The organism is Ottowia massiliensis, from assembly GCF_900240305.1.
In the GTDB taxonomy this organism is placed as follows: Bacteria; Pseudomonadota; Gammaproteobacteria; order Burkholderiales; family Burkholderiaceae_C; genus Ottowia; species Ottowia massiliensis.
On sequence record NZ_LT964854.1, the window covers coordinates 2,684,791 to 2,711,259 of the forward strand.

Annotated in this window: 22 protein-coding genes, 1 other RNA gene and 1 pseudogene; 11 read left to right on the forward strand and 13 right to left on the reverse strand. The window is 65.2% G+C overall.

What is annotated here, in order from left to right:
- Positions 1-36: 36 nt before the first annotated feature.
- The 3 genes from accC to C1720_RS11900 form a co-directional block, all read right to left on the reverse strand.
- Entirely contained in the window at positions 37-1,386 is a 1,350-nt protein-coding gene (gene accC / locus C1720_RS11890) for an acetyl-CoA carboxylase biotin carboxylase subunit (RefSeq protein ID WP_050716243.1), read from the reverse strand.
- An 11-nt stretch (positions 1,387-1,397) separates the two neighbouring features.
- Positions 1,398-1,868: an acetyl-CoA carboxylase biotin carboxyl carrier protein gene (accB, locus tag C1720_RS11895; RefSeq protein ID WP_050716244.1), complete on the reverse strand. Its 471-nt coding sequence runs from the start codon at positions 1,866-1,868 to the stop codon at positions 1,398-1,400.
- Positions 1,869-2,038: 170 nt separating this feature from the next.
- Positions 2,039-2,647 carry a hypothetical protein gene (locus C1720_RS11900; protein ID WP_102284668.1) on the reverse strand — a complete coding sequence of 203 codons (609 nt, stop codon included), beginning with the start codon at positions 2,645-2,647 and terminating at the stop codon, positions 2,039-2,041.
- Between the two features lie 224 nt (positions 2,648-2,871).
- Here C1720_RS11900 and C1720_RS11905 point away from each other — a divergent pair, with 224 nt between their 5' ends.
- The 3 genes from C1720_RS11905 to C1720_RS11915 are packed head-to-tail and all read left to right on the forward strand — an operon-like array spanning position 2,872 to position 5,905.
- Positions 2,872-3,990 carry an ABC transporter substrate-binding protein gene (locus C1720_RS11905; protein ID WP_102284669.1) on the forward strand — a complete coding sequence of 373 codons (1,119 nt, stop codon included), beginning with the start codon at positions 2,872-2,874 and terminating at the stop codon, positions 3,988-3,990.
- Complete coding sequence (locus tag C1720_RS11910; RefSeq protein ID WP_102284351.1) at positions 3,987-5,126, forward strand: FecCD family ABC transporter permease; 1,140 nt, start codon at positions 3,987-3,989, stop codon at positions 5,124-5,126. The genes C1720_RS11905 and C1720_RS11910 overlap by 4 nt, the downstream gene beginning before the upstream one ends.
- Complete coding sequence (locus tag C1720_RS11915; RefSeq protein WP_102284352.1) at positions 5,126-5,905, forward strand: ABC transporter ATP-binding protein; 780 nt, start codon at positions 5,126-5,128, stop codon at positions 5,903-5,905. Before C1720_RS11910 ends, C1720_RS11915 begins: the two co-directional genes overlap by 1 nt.
- A 214-nt stretch (positions 5,906-6,119) precedes the next feature.
- Here the strand turns inward: C1720_RS11915 and C1720_RS11920 are convergent, their stop codons facing one another.
- The 4 genes from C1720_RS11920 to mltB all read right to left on the reverse strand — a co-directional run bounded on the left by C1720_RS11920 (position 6,120) and on the right by mltB (position 10,240).
- Positions 6,120-6,917 carry a glycosyltransferase family 2 protein gene (locus C1720_RS11920; RefSeq protein ID WP_102284353.1) on the reverse strand — a complete coding sequence of 266 codons (798 nt, stop codon included), beginning with the start codon at positions 6,915-6,917 and terminating at the stop codon, positions 6,120-6,122.
- Complete coding sequence (locus tag C1720_RS11925) at positions 6,910-7,668, reverse strand: lysophospholipid acyltransferase family protein (protein WP_102284670.1); 759 nt, start codon at positions 7,666-7,668, stop codon at positions 6,910-6,912. The genes C1720_RS11920 and C1720_RS11925 overlap by 8 nt, the downstream gene beginning before the upstream one ends.
- A 10-nt stretch (positions 7,669-7,678) precedes the next feature.
- A complete protein-coding gene (locus C1720_RS11930; protein WP_102284671.1) occupies positions 7,679-9,046 on the reverse strand; it encodes an NAD(P)/FAD-dependent oxidoreductase in 1,368 nt (455 codons plus the stop codon).
- Positions 9,047-9,163: 117 nt separating this feature from the next.
- Positions 9,164-10,240 carry a lytic murein transglycosylase B gene (gene mltB, locus C1720_RS11935; protein ID WP_102284354.1) on the reverse strand — a complete coding sequence of 359 codons (1,077 nt, stop codon included), beginning with the start codon at positions 10,238-10,240 and terminating at the stop codon, positions 9,164-9,166.
- Between the two features lie 80 nt (positions 10,241-10,320).
- On the opposite strand from mltB, the gene C1720_RS11940 reads away from it, so the two are divergent.
- From C1720_RS11940 to C1720_RS11960, 5 genes and pseudogenes are all read left to right on the forward strand, one after another.
- Positions 10,321-11,052, forward strand: coding sequence for a nitroreductase (locus C1720_RS11940; protein WP_102284355.1), 732 nt, complete (start codon positions 10,321-10,323; stop codon positions 11,050-11,052).
- Positions 11,053-11,125: 73 nt separating this feature from the next.
- Positions 11,126-11,758: a bifunctional nicotinamidase/pyrazinamidase gene (gene pncA / locus C1720_RS11945; RefSeq protein ID WP_102284356.1), complete on the forward strand. Its 633-nt coding sequence runs from the start codon at positions 11,126-11,128 to the stop codon at positions 11,756-11,758.
- A 134-nt stretch (positions 11,759-11,892) separates the two neighbouring features.
- Positions 11,893-12,006 (forward strand): annotated as a pseudogene (locus C1720_RS11950) (crossover junction endodeoxyribonuclease RuvC); the annotation flags it as partial.
- A 474-nt stretch (positions 12,007-12,480) separates the two neighbouring features.
- On the forward strand, positions 12,481-15,207 hold the full coding sequence (gene polA, locus C1720_RS11955; RefSeq protein ID WP_439650777.1) for a DNA polymerase I: 2,727 nt from the start codon (positions 12,481-12,483) through the stop codon (positions 15,205-15,207).
- A 324-nt stretch (positions 15,208-15,531) separates the two neighbouring features.
- A complete protein-coding gene (locus tag C1720_RS11960; RefSeq protein ID WP_102284672.1) occupies positions 15,532-16,236 on the forward strand; it encodes a Crp/Fnr family transcriptional regulator in 705 nt (234 codons plus the stop codon).
- A 58-nt stretch (positions 16,237-16,294) separates the two neighbouring features.
- On the opposite strand, the gene C1720_RS11965 is transcribed toward C1720_RS11960, so the two are convergent.
- The gene (locus C1720_RS11965; protein WP_050716227.1) at positions 16,295-16,930 is read right to left on the reverse strand and encodes a superoxide dismutase; all 636 of its coding nucleotides are present in this window, start codon (positions 16,928-16,930) and stop codon (positions 16,295-16,297) included.
- A 633-nt stretch (positions 16,931-17,563) separates the two neighbouring features.
- Between C1720_RS11965 and C1720_RS11970 the strand changes: the two genes are divergently transcribed.
- A complete protein-coding gene (locus C1720_RS11970; RefSeq protein ID WP_158241732.1) occupies positions 17,564-18,547 on the forward strand; it encodes a helix-turn-helix transcriptional regulator in 984 nt (327 codons plus the stop codon).
- Positions 18,548-18,813: 266 nt separating this feature from the next.
- Here C1720_RS11970 and C1720_RS11975 read toward each other — a convergent pair whose 3' ends face one another.
- From C1720_RS11975 to C1720_RS11985, 3 genes are all read right to left on the reverse strand, one after another.
- Entirely contained in the window at positions 18,814-19,872 is a 1,059-nt protein-coding gene (locus C1720_RS11975; protein WP_233199960.1) for an MlaD family protein, read from the reverse strand.
- A gap of 4 nt (positions 19,873-19,876) precedes the next feature.
- Complete coding sequence (locus C1720_RS11980) at positions 19,877-20,689, reverse strand: MlaE family ABC transporter permease (protein WP_050716617.1); 813 nt, start codon at positions 20,687-20,689, stop codon at positions 19,877-19,879.
- 107 nt (positions 20,690-20,796) lie between these two features.
- A complete protein-coding gene (locus C1720_RS11985; protein WP_146007037.1) occupies positions 20,797-21,279 on the reverse strand; it encodes a CHRD domain-containing protein in 483 nt (160 codons plus the stop codon).
- Between the two features lie 128 nt (positions 21,280-21,407).
- Here C1720_RS11985 and ssrA point away from each other — a divergent pair.
- Both ssrA and C1720_RS12000 read left to right on the forward strand, forming a co-directional pair.
- Positions 21,408-21,783, forward strand: a transfer-messenger RNA (tmRNA) gene (ssrA, locus tag C1720_RS11990).
- Positions 21,784-22,555: 772 nt separating this feature from the next.
- Entirely contained in the window at positions 22,556-23,215 is a 660-nt protein-coding gene (locus C1720_RS12000) for an SCO family protein (RefSeq protein WP_102284361.1), read from the forward strand.
- Positions 23,216-23,354: 139 nt separating this feature from the next.
- Here the strand turns inward: C1720_RS12000 and C1720_RS12005 are convergent, their stop codons facing one another.
- Positions 23,355-23,915: a TolC family protein gene (locus C1720_RS12005; RefSeq protein WP_304528923.1), complete on the reverse strand. Its 561-nt coding sequence runs from the start codon at positions 23,913-23,915 to the stop codon at positions 23,355-23,357.
- Positions 23,801-26,134, reverse strand: coding sequence for a type I secretion system permease/ATPase (locus tag C1720_RS12010; protein WP_304528921.1), 2,334 nt, complete (start codon positions 26,132-26,134; stop codon positions 23,801-23,803). The genes C1720_RS12005 and C1720_RS12010 overlap by 115 nt, the downstream gene beginning before the upstream one ends.
- Positions 26,135-26,469: the final 335 nt, after the last annotated feature.

A 26,469-nucleotide genomic window follows, 5' to 3' on the forward strand; every position in this document is an offset into this window, starting at 1 on the left:
GCGGGCGCGGCTGGCAGGTGCTGGCGACGGGCGTTTTCAGCGCTGGTGCTCGCTCAGCCACTTTTCCAGGTAGTGGATGTTGGTGCCGCCGTGGCGGAATTTGGCGTCCACCATCAGCTCGCGGTGCAGCGCGATGTTGGTGTTGATGCCTTCCACGGCGGTTTCGAGCAGCGCGGTTTGCATGCGGGCGATGGCTTGCTCGCGCGTGTCGCCGTGGACGATGAGCTTGCCGATCATCGAGTCGTAATTGGGCGGCACGAAGTAGTTGGTGTAGATGTGCGAGTCCACCCGCACGCCGGGGCCGCCGGGCGCGTGCCAGGCCGTGATGCGGCCGGGCGAAGGCGTGAATTTGAAGGGGTCTTCGGCATTGATGCGGCATTCGATGGCGTGGCCGCGAATTTCGATTTGCCGCTGGGTAAAGGGCAGTTTTTCGCCGGCGGCCACCATGATTTGCGTGCGCACGATGTCCACGCCGGTGATCATTTCCGTGACGGGGTGCTCCACCTGCACGCGGGTGTTCATTTCAATGAAATAGAACTCGCCGTTTTCATACAGAAATTCAAAAGTGCCCGCGCCCCGGTAGCCGATTTTTTTGCACGCAGCCACGCAGCGCTCGCCAATGCGGTCGGCCAGGCGGCGCGGAATGCCGGGGGCGGGCGCTTCTTCAATCACTTTCTGGTGGCGGCGCTGCATGGAGCAGTCGCGCTCGCCCAGATAGACGGCGTTTTTGTGCTTGTCGGCCAGCACCTGGACTTCAATGTGGCGCGGGTTCTGGAGGAATTTCTCCATATAAACCGCCGGGTTGCCAAAGGCGGCGGCCGCTTCGGCCTTGGTGGTTTGCACCGCGCCGGGCAGCGCCGCTTCGGTGTGCACCACGCGCATGCCGCGCCCGCCGCCGCCGCCTGCGGCCTTGATGATGACGGGGTAGCCGATTTGCCGCGCCATGCGCTTGATGGCGGCGGTGTCGTCAGGCAGCTCGCCTTCGCTGCCGGGCACGCAGGGCACGCCCGCCTGCATCATGGCCCGCTTGGCCGCCACCTTGTCGCCCATGATGCGGATGGATTCGGGCGTGGGGCCGATGAACTGGAAGCCGCTTTGCTCCACGCGCTCGGCGAAATCGGCGTTTTCGCTCAAGAAGCCGTAACCGGGATGGATGGCTTCGGCATCCGTGACTTCCGCCGCCGAGATGATGGCGGGCACGTTCAGATAGCTTTGGGCCGAGGGCGCGGGGCCGATACACACGGCTTCGTCGGCTAACTTCACGTATTTGGCGTCTTTATCGGCCTCGGAATACACCATGACGGCCTGCACGCCCAGCTCGCGGCAGGCGCGCTGGATGCGCAGGGCGATTTCGCCGCGATTGGCAACCAGTATTTTCTTGAACATGGCGCGCCCGCTTACTCAATGACGAACAGCGGCTGGCCGTATTCGACGGGCTGGCCGTTTTCGCCCAGGATTTGCGTGACGGTGCCGGCCTTTTCGCTCTCGATTTCATTGAGGATTTTCATGGCCTCGATGATGCAAAGCGTGTCACCCGCTTTCACGCTGGAGCCCACTTCCACGAACGGCTTGGCGCCAGGGCTGGCGGCGCGGTAGAAAGTGCCGACCATGGGCGATTTGACGGTAAAGCCCGGCGCGGCAGCAGGCGCGGGCGCGGCGCTTTCGGCGGGGGCTGCTGCCGCAGGCGCGGCCACGGCGGGCGCGGCTGATGCGGCGGCCGCCACGGGCTGTGCTACAGGCTGCATCACCACGGCGGCGGGGCTGCCCTTGACGATGCGCACCTTGCCTTCGGCTTCGGTGATTTCAAGTTCGGAAACGTTGGACTCCGAGATCAGGTCGATCAGGGTCTTGAGCTTGCGCAGATCCATGATTGAAATCTTTCTGATATGAAAAACTGGGCAAATTTACCGCAATTTGCAGCCAACTGCTTCAATTTGCTGGAATTTGAAGCTTGCAGAAGGAGTGTGCGGTTTCCGCTGCGATTTTGCGGCCATCGCGGCAAAGCGCCGTAAATAAATGAAGTTGCCGCTTTTTGCGATCAATTCATGATGGATGCTGCATCTTCCAGCATGCGGGCGCGCAGCGCCTGCTCGTCGCCACGGGCGGGGCGGCCATCGGCAGCGGGCTTGAGCGCGCCGCGCACGTCGTCATGGTCATGAATCATCAGATGCACGCCCACGTGCTCGCCCAGGCCGGAGCAAAAGACTGAAAAGCTGAGCGCGTCCACCATTTCGCCGCGAAAACCGCGCACTTGCCGCGCATCAAAAGCCACACCCTGGTTGATGAGGGCGATTTCCGCCGATTTCGGGTCATCGCAGAAAAGCTGCAAATACACGTCAGAAAGGCGCGTGGCCGTGCCATTCCATACCGCGCCGGTCAGGTGCGGGCGAAATTCGGCCAGCCGTTGCATCCACGTCAGCGCCAGCTCGCGCAGCGCCAGCAGCTCGGCGGGCTGGGTGTCGGCGCGAAAAAGCGCCAGATAGGCGCGCACCTGCTCCTGCACGGCGTCATTGTCCGGCAGGGCCGCGCGTGCGGGCGCGCCCAGCTCCTTGACGGCCCGCCGCTTGGCCGCGCCGTAGTCCAGCCCTTCTTCCACCACCAGCCGCGCGGCGGCAGCGGCGATTTCCTGAGAGAGTTCTTGTTGCATGGTGGGCATTTTGCCTCCGCAGAGCCGCGCGGATTGCGGAAAGCGAGCTTTTGAAATGATATTGCGCAAATCATAATTGATATTTATCAATCATTATTTATTTCATAATCTGCCCGCCATGCTCGCGGCCTGCGCATGGGCGCCTGGATTGAACCAGGAAGCTTTCCGGTGCGGGCACGTAATTTCTCATTTCATTTGCGTTCTCATAATCAGTGGAGAAAATCATGAAAAAAGCATTTGCCTGCATTTTGCTGGCGCTGGCGCCGCTGGCTTTCGCGGACATCACGGTGACCGACGTGAAAGGCCGCAGCGTGACGGTGCCCGGCGTGCCCGAGCGCGTGGTGCTGGGCTTTTATTACGAAGACTATCTGGCCGTGGCGGGGCCGGGCGCGGCAGACAAGCTGGTGGGCCTGTCGCTTTCCACCTGGCGGGACTGGCGGCCCCGGCAGTTCGCGCTGTATGAAAAGGCGCTGCCCCGGCTGAAAAGCGTGCCGGATGTGGGTTCCACGGATGACGGCTCTTTTTCCATTGAAAAAGTGATTGCCGCGCAGCCCGATTTGCTGATTCTGGCTGCCTGGAATTACGACGCGCTGGGCGAGGGCGTGAAAAAAATCGAGGCGGCGGGCATTCCCGTGCTCACGCTGGACTACAACGCGCAGACGGTTGAAAAGCACGTGGCGTCCACGCTGGCGCTGGGAAAAATCATGGGCCAGCCGCAGCGCGCGCAAAAACTGGCCGATAACTACCGCCTGGCCATGCAGGACGTGGCCGCGCGCGTGGCCAAGGCCGGGCCGTCAGACAAGAAGGTTTACGTGGAACTGGCGCAAAAAGGCCCCGAAACCATGGGCAACTCCTACGGCGACACGCTCTGGGGCGCGCTGATCGAGATGGCGGGCGCGCGCAACATTGCCAAGGGGCAGGTGCAGAACTGGGGGCCGCTCAGCCGCGAATACGTGATTGACCAGAACCCGGACATCATTTTTTTGGCTGGCTCCGAATGGCTGAACCGGCCCGAGGCCGTGTCCGTCGGCTTTGGCGCCGATGCCCGCACCGTCAATGAACGCATGGGCGCTTATGTCAATGGCCGCGCGGGCTGGCGGCAGCTGAAGGCGGCTGAAGGCGGGCACGTGCATGCCGTCTATCACGGCGGCACGCGCACTTTGTCGGACTACGTGTACGCCCAATACGTGGCCAAACAGATTCACCCGGAGGCTTTTGCCGATGTGGACCCGGAAAAGAACCTGCGCGACTTCTACGAAGCCTGGCTGCCCATCAAGGCTGAAGGCGTGTTCATGGCCACCTATCAGGCGCAGCCGCAAGGCCGCCCGGCGGGCGCGAAATGAGCACTGAAGCCCGGAACGAGGCCGGCCACGAAACCGGCCACGAAGCCGGCCACGCACAGGCCCGCAGCGCCTATGGCCGCCGGCTGGGGCGGCGAGCGGCTTTGCTGGCGCTGGCGGCGCTGCTGCTGGCGGCGCTGCTGCTGCTCGATCTGGCCACCGGCCCTTCGGGCATGGCGCTGACGGACATCTTCCAGGCCCTGCAAACAGGCCCCGGCGGGCTGGAGGCCGTGCGCGAGCGGCTGCCGGGCGTTACGCCCGAAATGCGCAAGCTGCACAGCAACGCCAACATCCTCTGGCACGTGCGCATGCCGCCCGCGCTCATGGGCGCGCTGGTGGGCATGTGCCTGGGGCTGGGCGGTTTGCAGATGCAGACCATTTTGGACAACCCGCTGGCCAGCCCCTTCACGCTGGGTTTTTCGGCAGCGGCGGGCTTTGGCGCGGCGCTGGCCATCATGTTTGGCGGCCTGCTGCCCGTGCCCGGCTACGCGCTCACGCCCGCCGCCGCCTTTGGCATGACGCTGGCCGCCTGCGCGCTCATTTACCTGCTGGCGCTGGCGCGCGGCGCCAATCCGGAAGTGCTCATCCTGGGCGGCATTGCAGTGCTGTTTTTCTTTCAGTCCGTGCAGTCGCTGCTCCAGTACATCGCCAGTCCCGAAATCCTGCAACAAATCGTCTTCTGGCTGTTTGGCGACTTGCAAAAAGCCAGCTGGACCAGCGTGAGCGTGTGCGCGGTTGTGCTGCTGGCCTGCCTGCCCTTTGTCGCGCGCGATGCCTGGGCGCTGACCGCCTTGCGCCTGGGCGACGCCAACGCCATGAGCATTGGCGTGCCGGTGCAGGCCATCCGCCGCCGCGCCTTCGTGCTGGTGGCGCTGCTGACGGCCGTGGCCGTGTGCTTTGTGGGCACCATCGGCTTTGTCGGGCTGATTGCGCCGCACATGGCGCGCGCGCTGGTGGGCGAAGACCACCGCTTTGCGCTGCCGCTGGCCGCGCTGACGGGCGCGCTCATCCTCTCGGGCGCTTCGGTGTTTGCCAAGCTCATATCGCCGGGGGCCGTGGTGCCCGTGGGCATCATCACCGCCGTGGCGGGCGTGCCCATGCTGCTGGGCATCATCGTCTCGCGCAAAGGGGGCATCTGATGGGCCTGCAACTCAGCCATGTCAGCGCCCGGCGCGGCCGGGCCGAAATCCTCAAGGACGTGAGCGCCACGCTGCCCGCCGGGCAAATCGCCGGCCTGATCGGCCCCAACGGCACGGGCAAATCCACGCTCATCAACGCCATTGCCACCACCTTGCCGCACGGCGGCAGCATCCGCTTTCACGGCCAGCCCGTGCGCTTGGGCGAAGTGGGCTTCATGCCCCAGCACTGCCAGGTGCGCGCCGGGCTGTCGGTACTGGAAACCGTGCTTTTGGGCCGCTACGAGCGGCTGGGCCTGCGCGTGGCGGGCGGCCTGATCGAGCGCGCCCTTCAGGTGCTGGACAGTTTTGGCATTGCCCACCTGCACGAGCGGGCCATGACCGCCCTCTCCGGCGGCCAGCAGCAACTGGTGCTGTTGGCCCAGCGCCTGATCCGCCAGCCCCGCCTGCTTTTGCTGGACGAAGCCACCAGCGCGCTGGACATCCGCCACCAGATGCAGGTGTTTGACCGCCTGCATGAATACGTGCAGGCCAGCGGCGCGCTCGTTGTCATCGCCATTCATGACCTGAACCTGGCCGCCCAGCACGCGCAAACCGTGCTCATGCTGCACGGCGGTCATGTGGCTGGCTGCGGCCCGTTCGATGAAGTGGTGACTTGCGAAAGCCTGCGCCGCGTGTATGGCATCGAGGCCGAATTCGCCCGCGCGCCCAGCGGCCGCACCGCCATCGTGCCCTTGCGCGGCTGCGGCGAGCAGCAAGGCCGCAAGGGCATGGCTGAATAAGCAGATAGGGCGGGATGAGGGAAGAACAGAAGGGCATGCGCAAGGCTTTTTTCGCTCTTTTATCCATAGCATGATGTCCTAGTGGATACTGCGCAAGGCGGTATTTTTACCCCCCTCAAATTCGCTCCTGTTTCTGATGCTTTCTGGTTGCTGGAGAGAAGCTGGAGGGTTGGCCCGCAGACTGGCTTGCGCCTGCGGCGAAAGGGGCCGGTTTTCAGCGGCCCGCTGGCCGCCAGCGCCGCCAGGCCAAGCGGGGCAGGCGCAGCGCAAAGCCCAGGAACAGGCGGGTGTGCATCCAGGTGAGCAGGGCGTTGTCGCGCAGGTATTTGAAGTGGGAGACGCCGCCTTCTTCGGGCGTGAAGTAGCGCACGGGAGCGGGCAGGTTGATGGCGGGCACGCCTGCCCAGGCCAGGCGCACGGCGGCTTCGGGGTCGAAGTCGAAGCGGCGCATGAAACGCTGGCCGCGCATGACGCGCGCCAGCGGGGCGATGGGATAGACGCGAAAGCCAAAGAGCGAGTCGCCAATGCCCGCGCCCAGCGTCTCCAGATTGGCCCAGCCGTTGGAGATTTTGCGGCCCAGCACGCGAATGCGCGGCGCTTCTGCGCCGAACTGCGGCACGCCCAGCACCATGGCGTCAGGCCGCGCCTGCGAAGCCTGCATGAAGGCCGGGATGAGATGGGCCGGATGCTGTCCGTCCGAGTCCAGCGTCAGGGCGTGGGTGAAGCCTTCGCGCGCGGCCTGCTCAATGCCGTGCAGCACGGCGGCGCCCTTGCCCTGGTTGGCGGGCAGCGCGAGCACGCGCAGGCCCTCATCTTGCGCGGCCATGTCTTGCAGCCAGGCCGCGCTGCCGTCGGTGCTGCCGTCAATCACCACCCACACGGGGTTCCAGCGCGCGCGCGCGGCGGCCACGGTGTCGCGCACTTTGGGGCCGGGGTTGTAGCTGGGGATGAGCACGAGATGCGTGCGCGAGGCGGCAGGCGCGGAGGACGCGGGCGCAGCAGCTTCAGACATGGCGCGTTTCCTTGAGGGCGTGGGCGAAGCGGGCGTGGATGTCGTCGCCAAAGCGGTGCGCGCTGGCGCCATCCACGTGCATTTGGCCCACGTAGCGCACGCGCACGGCAAGCGGCAGGCTGGGAGGGCGGAAAAGGGGCCAGTGCTTGCCCAGGTAAGGCGTGCTCATTTCAATGACGAGCGCCTGCACGGGCACGCCTGCGCGCGCGGCGATCAGGCCCGCCGTGGCGCTGCACGGCCCCACGGGCGGCGCGCTGGTGCGCGTGCTTTCGGGAAAGATGATGAGCCGCGCGCCGTCGCCGCTTTTGATTTCGGCGATGGCGCGGCGGATCATGGGCAGCGGCGCGTCATTGACGATGTAGCGCGCCAGGCGCGAGCCGGCGCCCAGCAGCAGGTTGTGCATGAGCGCCGCTTTCATGATGCACACGGCATTGGGCAGGCGCGAGACGAGCAGCACTGCGTCCAGCAGCGAGGGGTGGTTGGCAACGATGATCATCGGCCCGCTCTGGCGGGCCAGCTCGTCGAGCGCGCGCAAATCGAAGCGGCAGCCGCACAGGCGCTCCAGCAGCCAGACGTAGAACCGGAAGCAGCTGTGAATGGCTTGCCGCCCCAGGCGCTTGCCGCTGGCTTCGGGCATGAGCGGGCCGAGCACGAGGGCAAAGGGCGTCCAGCCCAGGCAGATGAGCGCCAGCAGGCCCAGGCCCAGAATCATGGCGGCGGCTTCGCGGGCGCGGCGCAGAGCGGCGTGCATGGGCAGGCGCTCAGCCTTGCGGGGCTTCATCCACCGTGCGGATGGCTTGCTTGCGCCAGCGCCAGGAGCGCAGCGAGGTGGGCAGCTGCGCCAGCGAGGTCAGGTAATAGATGGCCTTGAACACGCGCAGCGAGCGCCAGATGGGCGTTTGGCCGTAGATGTCGCCCGCCAGCAGGGAGATGATGGCTTCCTTCACGCGAAACGTGTTGCGCGGCCCCATGAACAAGTCGCGCATGGCGGGCGTGGTCATGCGGTAGATGAACCACGAGAACTCGCGCGGGCCGTGGCGCATATCCCGGTCCAGCTGCGCCAGCGCCTGCGCACGCTGCGCAGGCTGCTTCAGCCAGACGTCAATGGCGCGGGCAGCGGCGAATGCGCTTTGCATGGCCAGCAGCACGCCGGATGAAAACACGGGGTCGATGAAGGCGAACGCATCGCCCAGCAGCACGTAGTTGCGCCCGTGCGTGCGCTCGCTGAGGTAGGAGAAATTGCCCGTGGCTTCCGGCTCGTGGACGATCTGCGCGTCTTGCAGCCTTTCGGCCAGAGGCGGGCACTGGGCGATGCCGTCCAGCAGAAACTGCCGCAGGCTGCGCTCGCCGCGCGTGCGCATGAAATACGGCCAGGTCACCATGCCCACGCTGGTGGCGCCGTCTTGCAAGGGGATGAACCAGAACCAGCCGTGATCGAACCAGTAGATGGTGATGTTGCCCTCCGCCGCGCCGGGGTTGCGGCGCGCGTTGGCGAAGTGCGCAAACACGGCCACGCTGTTGTGGCGCGGGTTCTTGTGCTTGATCTTCATGCGGCTGGCCAGGAAGGTATCGCGCCCCGAGGCATCCACCACGAAGCGCGCCCGGCAGGTGATTTCGCGCCCGTCGGCATGGCGCGCGCGGGCTTCGGCCCATTCAGGGGTGGCTTCCAGGTCCACGCTTTCCACCTTGCATTGCTGGAACACCTGGGCGCCGCTGCGGGCTGCGTTGTCCAGCAGGATGCGGTCGAACTCCGAGCGGCGCACCTGGTAGGCGAACGGCATGGTTTTGTCCCACGCCTGTGCGAATTCAAACGCCTGCTTGCGGTTGCCGTGCGCGGGCGAGACGAATTCGGCCGCATGCTTGGTGATGCCGATGGCGCGTATTTCATCAGCCACGCCCAGCTGCTCGAACAGCGGCAGGTTGGCCGGCAGCAGGGATTCGCCAATGTGAAAGCGCGGGTGGCGGTCCTTGTCCAGCAGCAGCACGCTGTGCCCCTGCCGCGCCAGCAGCGTGGCCGCCGTGCTGCCCGCCGGGCCGCCGCCTATGACCAGAACATCGCATTGCAGGGTTGAGGAAGAGGAGGCGGCTTCAGACGCCGTGCCGCCAGCGGCTGGGTAGGTGTTTTCCATCATGCAAAACCACTGATCAAGAAAATGAAAGGCTCATTGTAGAAGTCCGCCCGCTGGCAACGGCCTTAAAAACAATGACTTTCAATCCGGCCTGCGGGCAGGATGAATCAGGCGGCTTCAGTCTCTGGCCTGCGCCAGCTGCTGCCCCAGCTCGATGACGGCCATGGCGTAGTAGGCGCTCCAGTTGTAGCGGGTGATGACGTAGAAGTTTTCCGTGCCCGCCACGTAGTCAGGCTCGTTGCCGGGGCGGGCGGGGTCGCCGTTTTGCAGCTCGATCAAGGCCAGCGGCCCGGCGCTTTCCTGCGCCTTTTCGGGCAGGGTCACGCCCAGCGCGGCCATTTCGGCAGGGCTGAAGGTGGGCAGGATGTCGTGCGCCAGCAGCGCACGCAAATCGGCCTGCGGCTGAAGCTGAACGGCGTAATGCGTGGGCAGGCCGGGGCGCCAGCCGAAGGCGCGAAAGTAATTGGCCACCGAGCCGATGGCGTCGGCCGGGCTGTTCCACAGGTCAATGCGGCCATCGCCGTCAAAGTCCACCGCGTATTGCAGCCAGCTTGAGGGCATGAACTGTGGCAGCCCCATGGCGCCCGCATAGCTGCCTTCAGGTTGCCCAGGCTCCAGCCGGTTGCGCTGGCACAGCACGAGAAAGTGCGCCAGCTCGCGCGCAAAGAAGATTTGCCGCTGGTGCGCGCGCGGGTGCTCTTGCGGAAAGTCAAAAGCCAGCGTTGCCAGCGCGTCCAGCACGCGGTACTTGCCTACGTTGCGGCCATAAATGGTTTCCACGCCCAGAATGCCCATGATGGCCGCCGCCGGCACGCCAAATTGCGCCTCGGCGCGCGCCAGCGCCGCATGGTTGGCCTGCCAAAAGCGCGTGCCCGTTTGCAAATGCGTGGGCGTGAGAAAGCGCTTGCGGTAGGCGCGCCAGTTTCTGGATGCGCTGCTGGCTTGGTTGTAGGCGGCCGGGCGCATGAGGCGCTGCACGCCCGGGTTGAACCACGCGCTGGCAATGGTCTGCCGCGCCCAGGCCGCATCCAGCCCGTGCCGTCGGGCGGCTTCTTCGGCCCAGAGCAGGGCGTTTTCATGGGTGGCGTAGGCATACGGCTCGGCCTGCGGCGCTTCAGGCGTTGGCTGCGCGCGGCCGCTGGCGCACCAGGCCAGCGCGCCCAGGGCGAAACGGCGTCGGGTCAGGGAATACATGGAGCGCGAATGTAGCCGCCGCCTCCGCCGCGCAAGGCAGAATGAAGCTTCTTTTGTGCACCCCTGAAGGAGACAACGCCATGCCCCATGCCCCCGAAACAGCTCGCCCGGCCATTGCCGACCCCGCCAGCGTGGACGCCGCCATTGAAAGCCGCTTTTCCGCCCGCGCCTTCTTGCCCCGGCCCGTGCCGCAGGCCATGCTGCAAGACATTCTGCGCGTGGCCAGCCGCGCGCCCTCAGGCACCAACACCCAGCCCTGGAAGGTGTACGTGCTGCAAGGCGCTGCGCGTGACGCGCTGGTGAACAAAGTCTGCGCCGCACACGACCAGCTGCGCGACAACCCCGAGCTGGAAGCCCGCTACCCGGAGCCGTATGACTACTACCCCGCCAAGTGGGTGGAGCCGTACCTGTCGCGCCGCCGCGCCGTGGGCCTGGATATGTATGGCCTGCTGGGCATCGGCAAGGGCGAAAAAGACAAGATGCACGCCCAGCAGCAGCGCAATTTCCGCTTTTTTGATGCGCCCGTGGGCATGTTCTTCACCATCGACCGCATCATGGGCCGGGGCAGCCTGCTGGATTACGGCTGCTTTTTGCAAAGCGTGATGCTCGCCGCCCGCGCGCGCGGCCTGCACACCTGCCCGCAAGCGGCCTGGAACCGCTTTGACAGCATCATCATGCCCCACATCGGCGCGGGCGAAAACGAAATGATCGTGGGCGCCCTGGCCCTGGGCTGGGCCGATGAGTCCGACCCGGTCAATGCCCTGCACACCGCGCGCGAGCCGGTGCAATCGTTCGTCCGCTTCCTGAGCTGAACGCACCCGCCCTGGCCCGGGCCGCTGATGCCACCCGGGCCGCTTTTCTTGTGCCTTTTCCATCTCAAAAGCCATGCCACTTTCCAGCGACTGCGCCCTGCTCGTCATCGACGCCCAAAACGGCTTCATGCCCGGCGGCGGCCTGCCTGTGGCGCAGGGCGACGCCATCGTGCCCGTCATCAACCGCATGGCGCCCCTGTTTGAAAACGCCGTGCTCACGCAAGACTGGCACCCCGCCAGCCACGTTTCATTCGCCGCCAACCATCCGGGCCGCCAGCCTTTTGACGTGATCGAACTGCCCTACGGCCCCCAGGTGCTCTGGCCCACGCACTGCGTGCAGGGCACGCCTGACGCGGCGCTGCACCCGCAGCTGCACGTGCCGCAGGCGCAGCTCATCCTGCGCAAAGGCTGCCGCCCGCAAGTGGACAGCTACTCCGCCTTCACCGAAGCCGACCGCGCCGCCACCACCGGCCTGGCCGCCTGGCTGCACGCGCGCGGCATCCGCCACCTTTACCTGTGCGGCCTGGCCACCGACTACTGCGTGGCCTGGAGCGCGCTGGACGCCCGCGCCGCCGGCTTTGCCGTCACCGTGGTGGAAGACGCCTGCCGCGCCATCGACCTGAACGGCTCGCTGGCCCGCGCCTGGGCCGACATGAACGCCGCCGGCGTGCAGCGCGCCAGCTCGCAAAGCCTGCTGGCCGATTGAGGTTTGTTCCTCTAAATTTGCTCCTCTAACCATAGCATGAGGTCCTAGTGGAAACTGCGCAGGCAGGCATTTTGCCCCCTCCATATTTGCTCCTGTCCATGTAGCGCCCCAGCCGCCTTGCGCCACAGCTCACCATGCGAATCCTCGGCATCGACCCCGGCCTGCGCACCACCGGCTTCGGCGTGCTGGATGCAGCCGGCGGCCCGCTCGCCTACGTGGCCAGCGGCGTCATCCAAACCGCAGACGCGCCCCAGGGCAGNGTGTGTGTTCAACTCCGCCGGCTGCCGCCCGGCCCCGGGGCAAGCCGCGCGGCAGCCGGCGGAGTTGAACACACACGGCTGCAATTCGCTCCTTTATCCATAGCATGGGGTCCTACTGCAATGGGCGCAAAGGCCATTTTTAATGTGCCAAATCTGCTCTTGTTTTTGATAATTTCGTCCCTCGCGGCCAGACTGTGAACCGGTTTTTCCAGCCGGGCCAAGGCGGTTTGCACGCGGCGCAGGTTGGCGGCGCGGGCGTTGCGGGGCATCAAGTTCACCAGGCCGGGTGCGCCGTCAATGGCGGTTTGGGCTGGCGCGGCTGTAGAACCTGCCCGGCACAATCGCCGCATGACGCCACACGCTCCCACGCCTGCCGCTTCCGATGCCGCCGCTTCCAAAGCCGTTTCGCCCGCGCTGCTGCTGATTGACGGCTCCAGCTACCTGTATCGCGCCTTTCATGCCATGCCTGATTTGCGGGCCGATCCGGCCGATGCGCAAAGCCAGCCGACGGGGGCCATTCGCGGCATGGTGAACATGCTCAACAGCTTGCGCAAGGACTGGCCGCAGGCCACGTACGCGGCTTGCGTGTTTGATGCGCCCGGCCCCACGTTTCGCGATGCGCTGTTTGCCGATTACAAGGCCAACCGCAGTCCCATGCCCGATGACTTGCGCCGCCAGATTGAGCCGATTCACGAGGTGGCGCGCCTGCTGGGCTGGCCCGTGCTGTGCGTGCCGGGCATTGAGGCCGATGACGTGATTGGCACGCTGGCGGCCACGGCGGCCGCGCAGGGGCGGCCGGTACTGATTTCCAGCGGCGACAAGGATTTGGCGCAGCTGGTCACGCCGCGCGTGGTCATCATCGACACCATGAGCGGCAAGCGCCGCGACGAGGCGGGCGTGCGCGCCGAATTCGGCGTGAGCGCCGCGCAAATGCTCGATTACCAGACGCTGGTGGGCGACGCCGTGGACAACGTGCCGGGCGTGGAAAAGGTTGGCCCCAAAACGGCGGCCAAGTGGCTGGCCGAATACGGCTCGCTGGACGCCATCGTGGCGCATGCCGCGCAAATCAAGGGCGCGGCGGGCGAGAACTTGCGCCGCGCGCTGGCGTGGCTGCCCACGGGGCGGCAGCTGCTGAAGATTCGCACCGACTGCGATTTGTCGGCCCACGCGCCCGGCCTGCCCGCGCTGGACGCGCTGGCGCTCAAGCCGCCGCAGACGCAGGAGCTGGCGCGCTTTTATCAGCAATACGGCTTCAAGACGCTGGCGCGCGCGCTGGAAAAGGAAAGCAAGGCGCAAAGCCCCTTAGCCGCTGCGCCCGGCCTGTTTGATGGCGTGCCGGATGGCGCTTCAGCGGCAGACGAGCCGCCCGCGCCGCACTCCGCCGTGCAAGGCCAGGTGCGCTACGCCACCGTGCAGGACTGGGCTGCTTTTGACGAATGGCTGCAAAAAATCAGCGCCGCCGAACTCACGGCCATCGACACCGAAACCACGTCGCTGGACGAAATGGCCGCGCGGCTGGTGGGCATCTCGCTGGCCGTGCAGCCGGGCGAGGCCGCCTACATTCCGCTGGCGCACGAAGGGCCGGACGCGCCCGCGCAGCTGCCGCTGGACGAAGTGCTGGCGCGCCTGAAACCCTGGCTGCAAAACGCAAGCCACAAAAAGCTGGGCCAGAACATCAAGTACGACCGCCACGTTTTCGCCAACCACGGCATCGACGTGGCTGGCTACGCACACGACACCATGCTGCAAAGCTACGTGCTGGAAGCGCACCGCCCCCACGGCCTGCAAAGCCTGGCCGAGCGCCACCTGGGCCGCAGCGGCACAAGCTATGAAGATTTGTGCGGCAAAGGCGCGCACCAAATCCCCTTTGCGCAAGTGCCGCTGGACAAAGCCGCGCATTACGCCTGCGAAGACGCCGACCAGACGATGGACGTGCACCGCGCCCTGTGGCCGCGCGTGCAGGCCGATGCGGGCCTGGCCGCCACCTACGCGCTGGAAATCGACACCAGCGAAGCCCTCTTTCAGACCGAGCGCCACGGCGTGCTGATTGACGCCGCCGAACTCGCCCGCCAAAGCCAGGCGCTGGGCCAGCGCATCACGCAGCTGGAAAACGAGGCCTACGCCCTTGCAGGCCAGCCCTTCAACCTGGGCAGCCCCAAGCAAATTGGCGAAATCTTCTTTGAGCGCCTGGGCCTGCCCGTCATCAAGAAAACCCCCGGCGGCAAACCCAGCACCGACGAAGAAGTGCTGGAAAAACTGGCCGAAGACTTCCCGCTGCCCGCCCGCATCCTGGAGCACCGGGGCCTGGCCAAGCTCAAAAGCACCTACGCCGACAAGCTGCCGCACATGGTCAACCCCGCCACGGGCCGCGTGCACACGCGCTACGCGCAGGCCGTGGCCGTCACGGGCCGGCTGGCCAGCAGCGACCCGAACCTGCAAAACATCCCCATCCGCACGCCTGAAGGCCGCCGCATCCGCCGCGCCTTCATCGCCCCGCCCGGCCGCCTCATCATGAGCGCCGACTACAGCCAGATCGAGCTGCGCATCATGGCCCACCTCTCGGGCGACGCCGCCCTGCTGGCCGCCTTCAACGCCGGGCAAGACGTGCACCGCGCCACCGCCGCCGAAGTCTTTGGCGTGCCGCCCGGACAAGTCACGCCCGAGCAGCGCCGCTACGCCAAAGTCATCAACTTCGGCCTCATCTACGGCATGGGCAGCTTCGGCCTGGCCAAAAGCCTGGGCATCGCCCCCAGCGCCGCCAAACAGTGGATAGACCGCTACTTCGAGCGCTATCCCGGCGTGCGCCGCTACATGGACGAAACCGTGCAAAGCGCCCGCCAGCGCCGCTACGTGCAAACCCTCTTCGGGCGGCGCCTGTATCTGCCCGACATCAACGCCGCCAGCGGCCCCCGGCGCGCCGCCGCCGAGCGCCAGGCCATCAACGCCCCCATGCAAGGCACCGCCGCCGACCTCATCAAAAAAGCCATGATCGCCGTGCAAGCCGCACTGGCGGGCCGCCAAAGCGCCATCGTCATGCAAGTGCACGACGAACTCGTGCTGGAAGTGCCCGAAGCCGAAGCCGCCTGGGCGCGCGAGCAAGTGCCCCGCCTCATGGCCGGCGTGGCCGAACTGAAAGTGCCCCTGCTGGCCGAAATAGGCGCAGGCGGCAACTGGGAAGAAGCGCACTGAAGGCAGCGCCGGGCCAGGCGGCGCGCCATCGCGAAAGACTCGCAGCCGCTCTACACTTGGCCCAACTGTATGCAATCGTGTCAGCCGCGCGTTTGCGCACACTGTGAACCTGTTCAAAGTCTGTCCGTGGGTATGAAAGGCGCGGCTTCAAGTCGCTTTGCGGCGCTGCAAATCCCTGATGAGCCACAAGGCCCTCTGCGGTTGGCGCCTTGCAGCCCTTGCCGGTTTCGCACTTTTGCCCCTTGCGCCCAGACTCTGAACAGGCTCTGAAGAGAACGCGTTTGCGCCGCCTTGGCGCGCCAAATTGGTTTTACCGAGTTCGCCGTGGATATTGCGAAATTCAACATCCCCCGTTATCTGGCCACCCAGCCCATGTTTTCGAACATGCAGCCGGAAGAGTTGCAGCGCGTGGCGCGCGGCTGCGTGCTTGAGCGCATCGAGCGCGGCAAGGTGCTGTTTCGCACGGGCGAGATGTGCCAGGCCTTTCACATCGTCGTGCTGGGGCAGATCAAGCTCTACCTCATCTCGCCTGCGGGCGTGGAAAAAGTCATCGAGCTTTGCGGCCCCGGCCACTCGTTTGCCGAAGCCATCATGTTCATGGGCGTGCCCCATCTGGTGAACGCGCAGACGCTGACCGAGACGCTGCTGCTCACAGTGGAGAAAAACGCCGTGCTGCGCGAAATCGAAGCCGACAGCCGCTTTGCGCTGCACATGCTGGCGGGCATCTCGCGCCGCCTTCACGGCCTCATCAAAGACGTGGAAGGCTACGCGTTGCACAGCGGCGTGCAGCGCGTTATCAGCTATTTGCTGGGCGGACTGATGGACGGGGGCGGCAGCGCCGTGCCGCAGTCCATCACCGTTTCACTGCCCGTGAGCAAATCCACCATCGCCTCGCGCCTGTCGCTCACGCCCGAATATTTTTCGCGCGTGCTGCACGAGCTGGAAGCGGCCAAGCTGATCACGGTGGAGCGGCGCGACATCCACATTCACGACACGGCCAAGCTCGCGGGCTACCAGCCCGGCAAGTAGAAGCGGCCTGTTGCGCGCATAAAAAAGCCCGCAGACGCGGGCTTTTTTTCATGTGCAGTCAGGCTGATTTGACCTGCTGGTAGCGGCGCTCCACCTCGGCCCAGTTGATCACGTTGAAAAACGCGGCAATGTATTCCGGGCGGCGGTTCTGGTACTTCAGGTAGTAGGCATGCTCCCATACATCCAGCCCCAGAACGGGCGTGTTGCCGGAGGCGATGCCAGCCATCAGCGGGCTGTCCTGGTTGGCGCTGCTTTCCACCAGCAGCTTGCCGCTTTTGTCAGCCGACAGCCAGGCCCAGCCGCTGCCAAAGCGCGTCAGCGCCGCCTTGGTGAAAGCCTCCTTGAAAGCCTCAAAGCCGCCCAAATCGCGCTCAATGGCCTGCGCCACGCCGCCTGCGGGCTGGCCGCCGCCGCCCTGGCTCACCGGCGCCATCACCGCCCAGAACAGGCTGTGATTGGCATGACCGCCGCCGTTGTTGCGCACGGCGGTGCGAATGCCTTCGGGCAGCTTGTCCAGCTGGGCAATCAGCAGCTCGGCAGGCTGGCCGTCAAACGGCGTGCCCTTGACGGCGGCAATCAGGTTGTTGATGTAGGTCTGATGGTGCTTGGTGTGGTGAATCTCCATCGTCCGCGCGTCAATATGCGGCTCCAGCGCATCGTAGGCATAGGGCAGGGGAGGCAGGGTGTAGCTCATGGTTGGGGGCTTTCGTTCAGGTTGAAAAAAGCTGCCTGGGCAGGCAAGCCGGAGGCATTTTATTGAGCCGGGTCAATCCACGCCCTTTGCTTTCACATTAGAGCGCGCCAGAGCAGATGCACTTGGCGCCCCGAGCCGGTTCAGAGCCTGGCCGCAAGACGAAGTGCTCCGGCCAGGCGGCGCCTCCCGCCCTTCGCGGCTGGAACGCAGGCAGGCGTCAAAGAACGCCCGGCAACATCAAAACAGGAGCAAATTCAAGCCCCTGAAAATGCCTCTTGCGCCCATTTCACTAGGACCTATCGCTATGGAATCAGGAGCGAATATATACGCCTTGCCAGAACTGCCCCCGCTCCAGTCATGAACAGACACCCAGTCAGCCAGCGCGCAGCCCAGGCCGCTTTGGCAAGCGCTGCTGACGAACACCCGCGCATGGATTCCTGCATGCCTTGCCGCGCAGGCGAAGCTGGCGGGCCGCCAAGAGAAGAAATGGGGACTTGCCTGTTCACAGAAAGCGCGGCCTCAAATCCACCTGCATCAGGATGGAGCGGGTCAGCCCGCAACAGCCCGGAAACGCGATTGCCTCGCAACCGCATTCCTACAATTGACGCTTTTGCTCCAGCCAGTCCGTTTGCCATGAATGCCCCCTGGCGGCCCGCCGAAGGGCCTGAACTTCCGCCTGATGAAGCGGCCGCCAGCAGCCTGGCGGCGCAGCGCAGCTTCTGCCTGCGGCCCGGCATGGGGCGGGGATGGGCGCAAATGCACGAATTCGGCAATGGCCTGGTGCTAGGGCGCTTGCAATGCCAGCTGGCGCAAGGCGTTCGGCAGCGCTTTGATTGCGGCAGCGACAGCCTGCGCCTGATGCTGATGCTGCAAGGCGGCCAATGCGTGGCGGACGGGCGCGGCCGCGTTTTCGAGGCGCGGGCGGGCGATGTCATCGTGCGCAACGGCCACCCGGGCGAGCTGCGCACCGAACTGGCCGCGCGCGTTCCGCTGGCCTCCGTGGCGCTGGACGCGCCGCGCCGCCTTGTGGCCGCCTTGCAAGCCGAAGGGCTGCCGCTGGCGCATCTGGGGCCTGCGGGCGGCTGCACGCTGCTGCGCCCCTGCGACAGCGTTGCCAGCCAATGGCTGGCCGCAGGCCGCCGCCTGCTGGCGCTGGGCCGCGCGCCGGGGCTGCTGGCGCGGCTGGAGCTGGAATCGCTCGCCCTGGGGCTGCTGCACAAGCTGCTGGCGGCTGACGGCGCAGCGCCCGCGCCTGCCGCCGCCCGCGCCCCCCGCCACTGGCAGCGCGCCGTGGACGAGGCCCTGCACATCCTGCATGCCGAGTGGAGCGAGCCGCTGACAATTGCCCGGCTGGCGCGCCGCGCGGGCATCAACGAGTGCTACCTGAAAGAGATGTTCCGCCAGCGCACAGGCCAGACCATCGCCGCCTACCTGCGCGCGCTGCGCATGGGCCACGCGCTGCGCCTGCTCGAATCAGGCCAGGCCACACTCCAGCAGGCCGCCCATGCCTGCGGCTACAGCCGCGCCGACAAATTCTCGCAAGCCTTCCGCCGCGTGCACGGAGTCATGCCCTCGCAAGTCAGCCGCCAGGCGGCGGCCAGCGCCCTAGCGGCCTGATAGCCCGTTCAAGGGCTCCCCGGACTGAAGCCAATGCACAAGGCATCAGTTCGAAAAATCAGCTTGGCGCGGCCTGAAAAAACTGAAGCGTGCAAGAGCAGCCGGGCCTACGGCAAAGCCTGCTGTCGATGGCTGCTACGCGGGCCAGACATTTGCCAAACAAACACGCAAACGTACAAAAGACCAAGAAAAGCGAATTCCACGCCTTCAAGGTGAAGCCCAAAAAACTGGACGGTTGAGCGCAGCTGAAGAGCGGTTGGGAATTTTCAGGGCAGCCTGATTTCCTGCGCCTTGGGAGCGAAGGGCCATTTGCGGTTGAGTTCGGTGATGAGGCCGTCCACCTGTTGCAGGCTGGATTCCACGTCGGCGCGCAGGCTGCCAAGGTCGGCGCTGGCTTCGCGCGCGTTGCCAGCAATGGCCTGGGCGTCTTTCAGGATGGCGTCGGCTTTTTCCAGTGCCTGGCGGGTGCTGGCGAGCAAGGCATTGAGTTCGCTCACGCTCACGCGGGCGCCCGCCACGAGGCCGTCTTTGCCGAGCACTTGCTGGTCGGCTTTTTGCACGGCGGCATCCACGTGCAGGGTCAGCTCAGACAGGCGCTTGATGAGCTGCTGGCTGGTGGAGAGCAGGTCGCTGGCGCGCTTGGCGTCCATGTCGTCGCCAGTGAGGGCGCCGATGAGGCCGGTTTTGACGCCATTGACGCGCTGGGCGAAGCGGCGCAGCTGCATGACGGCGTTGTTCAATTCGGAGTTTTCGTCGGTCATGCGCTTGATGTTGCCGAGCACATCGCGCGCGTCGGCCACCATGGCGGGGATTTCGGCAGAGACGTCGCCGCTGAGGACTTCGCGTTCAGCATCAGGCGGCAAGGGTTTGTCTTCCAGCATGCCGGTGAAGGCGCGCAGGCGAGCGCCGCCGACCAGGCCGCGCTCCAGGGTAAAGACGCTGGAGGCGCGCAGCCATTTGATGTCTTTGACAGGCACGTCAACCACGATGCGCACGCGCGCGTCTTCGCCCAGGCCAAAGCTGCGCACGCGGCCAATGGGAAAGCCGGCGAAGGTCATGTCCATGCCGACTTGCACGCCTTCGGCGTCATCCGACAGGAGGATGAGGCGCTGCGTTTCTTCGAACGCGCCGCGTATCCACATCAGGTACAGGCCGGAGCACACGAGCAGCGCGGCCGTGGCAATCAGCAGCAGGGCAGCGCGCACTTGCAGGCGGCGCTCGGCGCGGGCCTGGGCGGCCGTGGGGGCGTCGTCATTGGCGCTGCCCGCGTCGATGATGGGCAGGGCGGCGGCGCTGGCGTCTTCGGTGGGAGGCAGGTCGGTCATGTCGTCAGTAGTAATTGCCAACGAGGGAGGCAATTTCAATCAGCAGCATCAGCGCGCACATTTGCACCAGCCCCTGCAGCTCCACGCTGGCGCGCGCGCGGCGTGGAATGTCGCGCAGGGCGTTGCCAACGGGCAGCAGGGCCACGGCAAAGGCGAAAAGGCCGGTTTTGAGCACAAAAATCATCAGCACCACGGGCGTGAAAATGTGCCCCACGGCCCGGTTGTAGGAAGGAATGCCCGCCAGCGTGAAGCCGTGCACGGCCAGATACGTCAGGATCAGCGAGATGGTGCAGCTCACCGCTGCCAGCATGATCACCGCGAACATGCCTGCCAGCACGCGCGGCAGCACTTCACGCTCCAGCGGAGATACGCCCCGGCGGCGCATGCTTTCCAGCGCGCCGCTCTTGCGCAGCTTGTAAAGCTCAGAGCCGCCCGGAACGCTGTAATTGATGGCCACGAACAACGCTGCTACCAACGGCACCAGCTCCAGCACCAGCACGCGCACCACCATGTTCAGCGCGTATTGCGACAGGCCGTAGGCAAAGGCTGTCACAACCACAATGCGGATAAGCACCACATTAAACAGCGCCATCAGCGTGGTAAAGCCTGCCAGCCCCGGCCCTGCCGCCGCGTAAATGTGCCGCAGCACCGCGCCGCCGCCCTGCCCGTGGTAGGACGATGGCGAAAACGCCAGCACCACCAGCTGCGCTCCTGTAAACAGCACTTGCCACCAACCCCTGCTCCACAGCAGAAAATTCTGCCCCAGCGCGCGCAGCCAGCGTGCCAGGCGGCCCAGCAACGAATGGGTTTCAGACAACATGGCGAAACGCGGGCTTATTTATGAATTGGTGAGAGATATAGAAAGAGCAGGCGGCGAGGCGCTTCAGACAGGTCAGCGGATGGGAAGCAGCGTGCAGCGTATCTTCAGTGCGCTTGTACCAGCGCTCCGGCCAGCGCGCCTTGCGGGGCCTGGCGCGTATTCAGCCGGAACTGCCACTGCCCGGCCAGCAGGCCATCGCGCTGAGACTGCGTCAAGACAGCGCGCCCCTCATGCGGACTAACGACCTTGCGGCCTGCGGGCAGCACATTCACATCGCTGCCATCAGCCCCGCGCACATAGAAACCCGCGCTCGTGACCGGCGAGGCCAGATTGCCAAAACGCAATTTCCAGCGCAGCAGGTTCGTTTCACGGTTGAATACTGCTACCAGCTCTCCCCGCCCGGCACCGTCGCCCGACAGCACCGCGTGCAAAGCCACGACTTCAGGCTGGCGATCTGGCTGCGCTTCGTGTGTGGCTGCAGGCGCCGGCTCCATCTGGACCGGCGGCGCCAGTTGTGGCGTGCCGCACCCTGCCGCCAACCAAGCTGCACACACGCACACATAAGCCAGCGCCAGGCGGTGCGGCATGCACTTGTCGTTTTGCTTTGCGTTATTCATGCACCCAATCGTAGCCGCCCCGGTATGCCCCGCAGAAACAGAACGATAGGGCGCGAGCTTGCCGTGACATGCGGACTGCAATAAAATTTATAGCCTTTGGGGCTGCATTGGTTTCGACGTGGGTTGGAATCGCAGCGGTGCATGTCGAGGTTCAGTCACCTCGTAAAACAGCTGAAACAAAGTAACTGCAAACGACGAACGTTTCGCACTCGCTGCCTGATTGCGGCGAGCCTCGCAACAGCATGCCGATGGGCTGGGCAAGGGCGGCTTGAAGCCGTCCCGGCTGCGAGGGAATCTTCACCGGCTGGCCTGCTTCCGGGCGCCTTGGGCGCAGGCGAGAAACAAGGGCGCTGGCCCTGCCATCAGCGTGCGTCTGCGCGGCTTGCAGGGTGAGATACAAAACAGCACGCTAAACATGTAGATCTGCGCGAGGAAGATTTGCGGACGGGGGTTCAAATCCCCCCAGCTCCACCAATACCCAAAATCCCACCCCTTATCGGTTGGGATTTTTTTTGCCCGTTCCCCCAGTGTTGGCGCGGTTTCCGGGCCTGGCCTCGCAAACGTTCTCGAGGCCATTTCCTTTGTTGGCGAGGGTTTAAAAGTCTGGCTGGAACACGCAGGTGATCAAGCGCAGTGAACGGCATAGTTTTAAGACGCTGCCCAAGCGCTGGATTGTGGAGAGGACCTCTGCCTGGCTGAGTCAATCGAGAAGATAGAGCAAGGACTACGAGGTCACTGTCGCTTGAAGATCGCTTGCGTTCGGCGCACGGTCAGGCTTCTGAGCTGATTGAGAACAAGCCCTCAAAGCGGCGGCGTGCGCGGGCCAATACGGCGGTGCTGACATATACACGGCGTCCGCCCGCAACAGGGCCTCGGTGGCGGTCATCACGTCATCAATCAACAGCACACAGCGGCCTTGCAGGGCGGGCAGGCGCGCGGGATTGGGTACAAAGGCGCTTCGCACGCGGCGCAGGCGCTGGGCGCAGTTCAGGCTGCGCTGGGACGGCATCCCGTCCTAGGGGCAGCCATAGGAAAACGCAGCCAAGGTGCGGCAACAACACGGAAAGCGGCGCGATTCCCCTGGAATTCGAGCTGATTTACGGCCACGCGCTCAAGCCCGCGCCGCGCGCGACCGTGTCGGCTGAAACCGTGATCGGCCTGGATGACATGCGCCAGGCCCTGCGCCAGCCGCGCCCGCACAGCCTGCCGCCCGAAAGCCGCGCTGAGTGAATGAAAGCCGCCTGCCATGCCTGACCGCTTCCCTGCCGCCTTTTCTGCTGCTTTTTCTGCCGCTTTTCCTGCCGTCTTTTCCGCCGCCTTGCTGACGGCCTGCGCCCTGGCGCTGCCCGCCTGCTCGCCGCAAGACGCCGCCCGCCCCGCCTTGCGCGGCCAGGCGCTGCATGACGCGCCCTATGCCCGCGACTTTCACCTGATCGACGCCGATGGCCAGCCGCGCAGCCTGGCCGATTTCAAAGGCAAAGTCGTGGTGGTTTTCTTCGGCTACACCCAGTGCCCCGACGTGTGCCCCACCACGCTGCTGGAGCTGGCGCAGGCGCGCCAAAAACTGGGCGCCGAAGCCGGCCGGCTGCAAGGCATCTTCATCACGCTGGACCCCGCGCGCGACACGCCCGAAGTGCTCAAAGCCTACGTGGCCAGCTTTGACGAGAGCTTCATCGCCCTGACCCCGCGCAGCCCCCAGGAGCTGGCCGCGCTGGCGCGCGAATTCAAGATTTTTTACCGCCAGACGCCCGGCCCCATTGAAAACAGCTACACGCTCGATCACACCGCCGCCAGCTACATGTATGACCCGCAAGGCCGCCTGCGCCTGTATCAAACCTGCGGCATCGGCGCTGACGCCATGGCGGCCAACGCGCTCGCACTGCTGCACGAAAAAAGCGCGGATTGAGAATCTGCTCAAAGACGCAGAAACGGCCCGGATTCCAGTGCGCCCCAGAACCTGCTCATGATCTGCCTGCGAGGGGCGAAAGTGCGAAATTGGAATGAGCTGCAAGGCACAAACGATAGACGGATCTTGAACCGGCTCTTCAGTGAATGGCCGCCTCTTGCAGCCACAAGCTCAGGCGGGCGCGGTTCCATTCGGTCAGGGTCTGGGACAGATCAAGCTGGGCTTGCTGGAGCTGGGTCAGGCTCTGGTTGAGCTGGGTGATATCGGCGGCGCCTGCGGCGTACTGGCGGTGCGTGGACTGGGCGGCTTGCATGGACAGCCGCCACAGCTGCCTGGCCAGGCGCAGGTTTTGCCAGGCGGAGCGGGTCTGGGTATGCAGTTGCGCCAGGGTTTGCAGGGTTTGCTCCTGGGCCGCCTGGTATTCGATGTATTTCTGCTCGACCTGCGCCTGGGCGGCGCGGACTTTGTAGGTGCTGGCAAAGCCGTCGAACAGGGGCACGGTCAGGCTCAGGCCCAGCACGTTTTCATGCGTGCGGCTGGCGGTGATGGCGTTGTTGGGGCGGCCATTGCGGTAGTGGGCCAGGTTCAGATCCAGCGTGGGCAGCCCTTCGGATTGCGCGGCGCGCAAAGCTTCTTGTGCGGCTTGCCACTGCGCCCGCGCGGCAAGAATGGCGGGGTGGCGCTGGCGGGCCTGTTCCAGCCAGTTTGGCAGGGGCGGCAAGGCCGGGGAAGATGCATGGCCCAAGTCAGCCGGCTGGTCCGGGTCATGCGCGGCGGGCGCGCCTGCTTCGGGCGCTGCGGTTTGGTCATCAGCATCGGCGTCAGCGGAAAGGCCGATGCCGTCTGCACTGTCTGCGCCGCCTTCTTCGCTGCCAGCAGCGCGGCGTGGCGGCCTTCTTCGGCAATCTGGCCGCGCTCCAGCACGATGATGCGGTCGGCATCGCGCACGGCCGAGAGGCGGTGGGCAATGATGAGCACCGTGCGCCCCTGGCAGATGCGCCGCATGTTGTCCTGAATGATCTTTTCCGACTCGTAATCCAGCGCGCTGGTGGCCTCGTCAAAAATGAGAATGCGCGGGTCGCCCAGCAGTGCGCGGGCAATGGCGATGCGCTGGCGCTGCCCGCCCGACAGGCCCGCGCCGTGCTCGCCCACCAGCGTGTCGTAACCCTCGGGCAACTCGCAAATGAAATCGTGCGCGCCGGCCAGCCGGGCTGCTTGCATGATGGCCTCGATGGGCGTGGCCGGATTGACCAGCGCAATGTTGTCGCGCACCGAGCGGCCAAACAGCACGTTTTCCTGCAACACCACGCCAATCTGGCGGCGCAGGCTGGCGGTATCGACGATGGCGATGTCCTGCCCGTCAATCAGCACGCGCCCCCGGTCGGGCACGTAAAGGCGCTGCACCAGCCGGGTGAGCGTGCTCTTGCCGGAGCCGGAGCGCCCCACGATGCCAATCACCTCCCCCGGCGCAATGCGCAGTTGCAGGCTGCGGATGACATCCGGCGCGTCAGGCCGGTAGCGGAAAGACACCTGATCGAACTCGATCGCGCCCGCCAGCCGGGGCAGGCGCGTCTTGCCGCCTTCAATTTCGGTGCGCGCGTTCAGAATGTCGCCCAGACGGCTCATGGAAATGCCCACCTGCTGAAAGTCGTTCCACAACTGCGCCATGCGCAAAATGGGGCCAGACACCTGTCCGGCCAGCATGTTGAAGGCAATCAGCTCCCCCACCGTCAGCCGGTTCTCAATCACCAGCGACGCACCCAGCCACATGATGCCCAGCGTCACCAGCTTGCTCACCAGCATCACCGCATTGCCCGCCACCGTGGACACATTCGTGGCCGACAGCCCCGCCGCCACATAACCGGCCAGCTGCCTATCCCACTTCTGCTGCCAGCGCGGCTCCACGGCCATGGCCTTGACGGTATCGATGCCGCTGATCGTCTCCACCAGAAAAGACTGGTTTTCCGCGCCCCGGTTGAACTTCTCGTTCAGCCGCGCCCGCAGCACCGGCGTAAACAGCAGCGACAACAGCACATACACCGGAATGGAAGCGGCCACGATCAGCGTCAGCTCCTGGCTATAGAAAAGCATCACCGCCACGAACACCACCGAAAACACCAAATCAAGCGCCAGCGTCATCGCATTGCCAGTGAGAAAACTGCGAATGCTCTCCAGCTCCCGGATGCGCGCCACCGAATCGCCCACGCGCCGCGCCTGAAAGTAGCCCAGCGGCAGCGCCATCAGGTGCCTGAACAGCCGCGCGCCCAGCTCCACATCAATCTTGCTGCTCGTGTGCGCAAAAACATAGGTGCGTATGCCCGTGAGCAGCGCCTCGAACACCGTGGCCGCCAGCAGCCCGGCGGCAATCACATTCAGCGTCTGCATGGCGTGATTGACCAGCACCTTGTCCATCACCACCTGAAAAAACATGGGCGTGACCAGCCCAATGAGTTGCAGCACGAAAGACACCAGCAGCACCTCTCCCAGCAGCCGCCGGTACTTGATGACTGCGGGAATGAACCATGTGAAATCAAAGCGCGCCAGCTCGCCCGCATAACTGGCCCGGCTCGTCAGAAACACCAGCTCCCCGCTCCACAGTCCCATGAAAGCGGCATGCTCCAGCGCCTGCGGTGCCTCGCCCGGGCGCTGGATGAGAAAGCGCCACTGCTGCGGCTCCTGCTGCGATTCCTGCCGCCCGCCCGCATCCACCTTCGCCAGGATGAAAAAGCGCCCCTCCTTGTCGCTCGCAATGCAAGGCAGCGGCGCCTTGTGCAAGCGCTGCGGCGGCTGGCGCACCGCCTTGGCGGCAAAGCCCAGGCTCTTGGCCGCGTGCAGCAGCATGGTGACATCGAACGCCGCGCCGCCATATTCATGCCGCAACCTGGCCTCATCGGCAGGCAGCCCATGAAACTGCGCCATGACGAGCAGCGCCAGCAAGCCCGAATCAGGCGGCGGCGCGCAAGCATCCGCCGAAGAAGCCGAAGAAGCCGAAGAAGCCGGAGGGGCTGAAGGGGCCTGAGGGGCCGTGCAGGCTGTGGGTTGCATGGCGCGTTTCAGATTGCCTGCCCGGCGCGTACCGGCCCGGCGCGGCGCACAGGCGTGCCAGCGCCCTCTGCACGCGGCACGGCATGGCGTGCAAGAAGCCTCATTTCAGCTATCGAATCAATAGCATAATATCCCCGTGGAATGGGCGCTGATGGCATTTTGACAGGGGTCAATTTCGCTCCTGTTTTTGGGTCAATGGGCAGGCCGCA

What these genes read in the sequence shown, in the direction of transcription:
- C1720_RS11925 (WP_102284670.1), bottom strand. Translation starts at nt 7,668, where the DNA reads ATGCACGCCGCTCTGCGCCGCGCCCGCGAAGCCGCCGCCATGATTCTG.
- C1720_RS11915 (WP_102284352.1), top strand. Translation starts at nt 5,126, where the DNA reads ATGGGCCTGCAACTCAGCCATGTCAGCGCCCGGCGCGGCCGGGCCGAA.
- C1720_RS11900 (WP_102284668.1), bottom strand. Translation starts at nt 2,647, where the DNA reads ATGCAACAAGAACTCTCTCAGGAAATCGCCGCTGCCGCCGCGCGGCTG.
- C1720_RS11910 (WP_102284351.1), top strand. Translation starts at nt 3,987, where the DNA reads ATGAGCACTGAAGCCCGGAACGAGGCCGGCCACGAAACCGGCCACGAA.
- C1720_RS11905 (WP_102284669.1), top strand. Translation starts at nt 2,872, where the DNA reads ATGAAAAAAGCATTTGCCTGCATTTTGCTGGCGCTGGCGCCGCTGGCT.
- C1720_RS11965 (WP_050716227.1), bottom strand. Translation starts at nt 16,930, where the DNA reads ATGAGCTACACCCTGCCTCCCCTGCCCTATGCCTACGATGCGCTGGAG.
- accC (WP_050716243.1), bottom strand. Translation starts at nt 1,386, where the DNA reads ATGTTCAAGAAAATACTGGTTGCCAATCGCGGCGAAATCGCCCTGCGC.
- mltB (WP_102284354.1), bottom strand. Translation starts at nt 10,240, where the DNA reads ATGTATTCCCTGACCCGACGCCGTTTCGCCCTGGGCGCGCTGGCCTGG.
- C1720_RS12010 (WP_304528921.1), bottom strand. Translation starts at nt 26,134, where the DNA reads ATGGCGCAGTTTCATGGGCTGCCTGCCGATGAGGCCAGGTTGCGGCAT.
- pncA (WP_102284356.1), top strand. Translation starts at nt 11,126, where the DNA reads ATGCCACTTTCCAGCGACTGCGCCCTGCTCGTCATCGACGCCCAAAAC.
- C1720_RS11920 (WP_102284353.1), bottom strand. Translation starts at nt 6,917, where the DNA reads ATGTCTGAAGCTGCTGCGCCCGCGTCCTCCGCGCCTGCCGCCTCGCGC.
- C1720_RS11975 (WP_233199960.1), bottom strand. Translation starts at nt 19,872, where the DNA reads ATGACCGACCTGCCTCCCACCGAAGACGCCAGCGCCGCCGCCCTGCCC.
- C1720_RS11970 (WP_158241732.1), top strand. Translation starts at nt 17,564, where the DNA reads ATGAATGCCCCCTGGCGGCCCGCCGAAGGGCCTGAACTTCCGCCTGAT.
- accB (WP_050716244.1), bottom strand. Translation starts at nt 1,868, where the DNA reads ATGGATCTGCGCAAGCTCAAGACCCTGATCGACCTGATCTCGGAGTCC.
- C1720_RS11930 (WP_102284671.1), bottom strand. Translation starts at nt 9,046, where the DNA reads ATGGAAAACACCTACCCAGCCGCTGGCGGCACGGCGTCTGAAGCCGCC.
- C1720_RS12000 (WP_102284361.1), top strand. Translation starts at nt 22,556, where the DNA reads ATGCCTGACCGCTTCCCTGCCGCCTTTTCTGCTGCTTTTTCTGCCGCT.
- C1720_RS11985 (WP_146007037.1), bottom strand. Translation starts at nt 21,279, where the DNA reads ATGCCGCACCGCCTGGCGCTGGCTTATGTGTGCGTGTGTGCAGCTTGG.
- polA (WP_439650777.1), top strand. Translation starts at nt 12,481, where the DNA reads ATGCCTGATTTGCGGGCCGATCCGGCCGATGCGCAAAGCCAGCCGACG.
- C1720_RS11940 (WP_102284355.1), top strand. Translation starts at nt 10,321, where the DNA reads ATGCCCCATGCCCCCGAAACAGCTCGCCCGGCCATTGCCGACCCCGCC.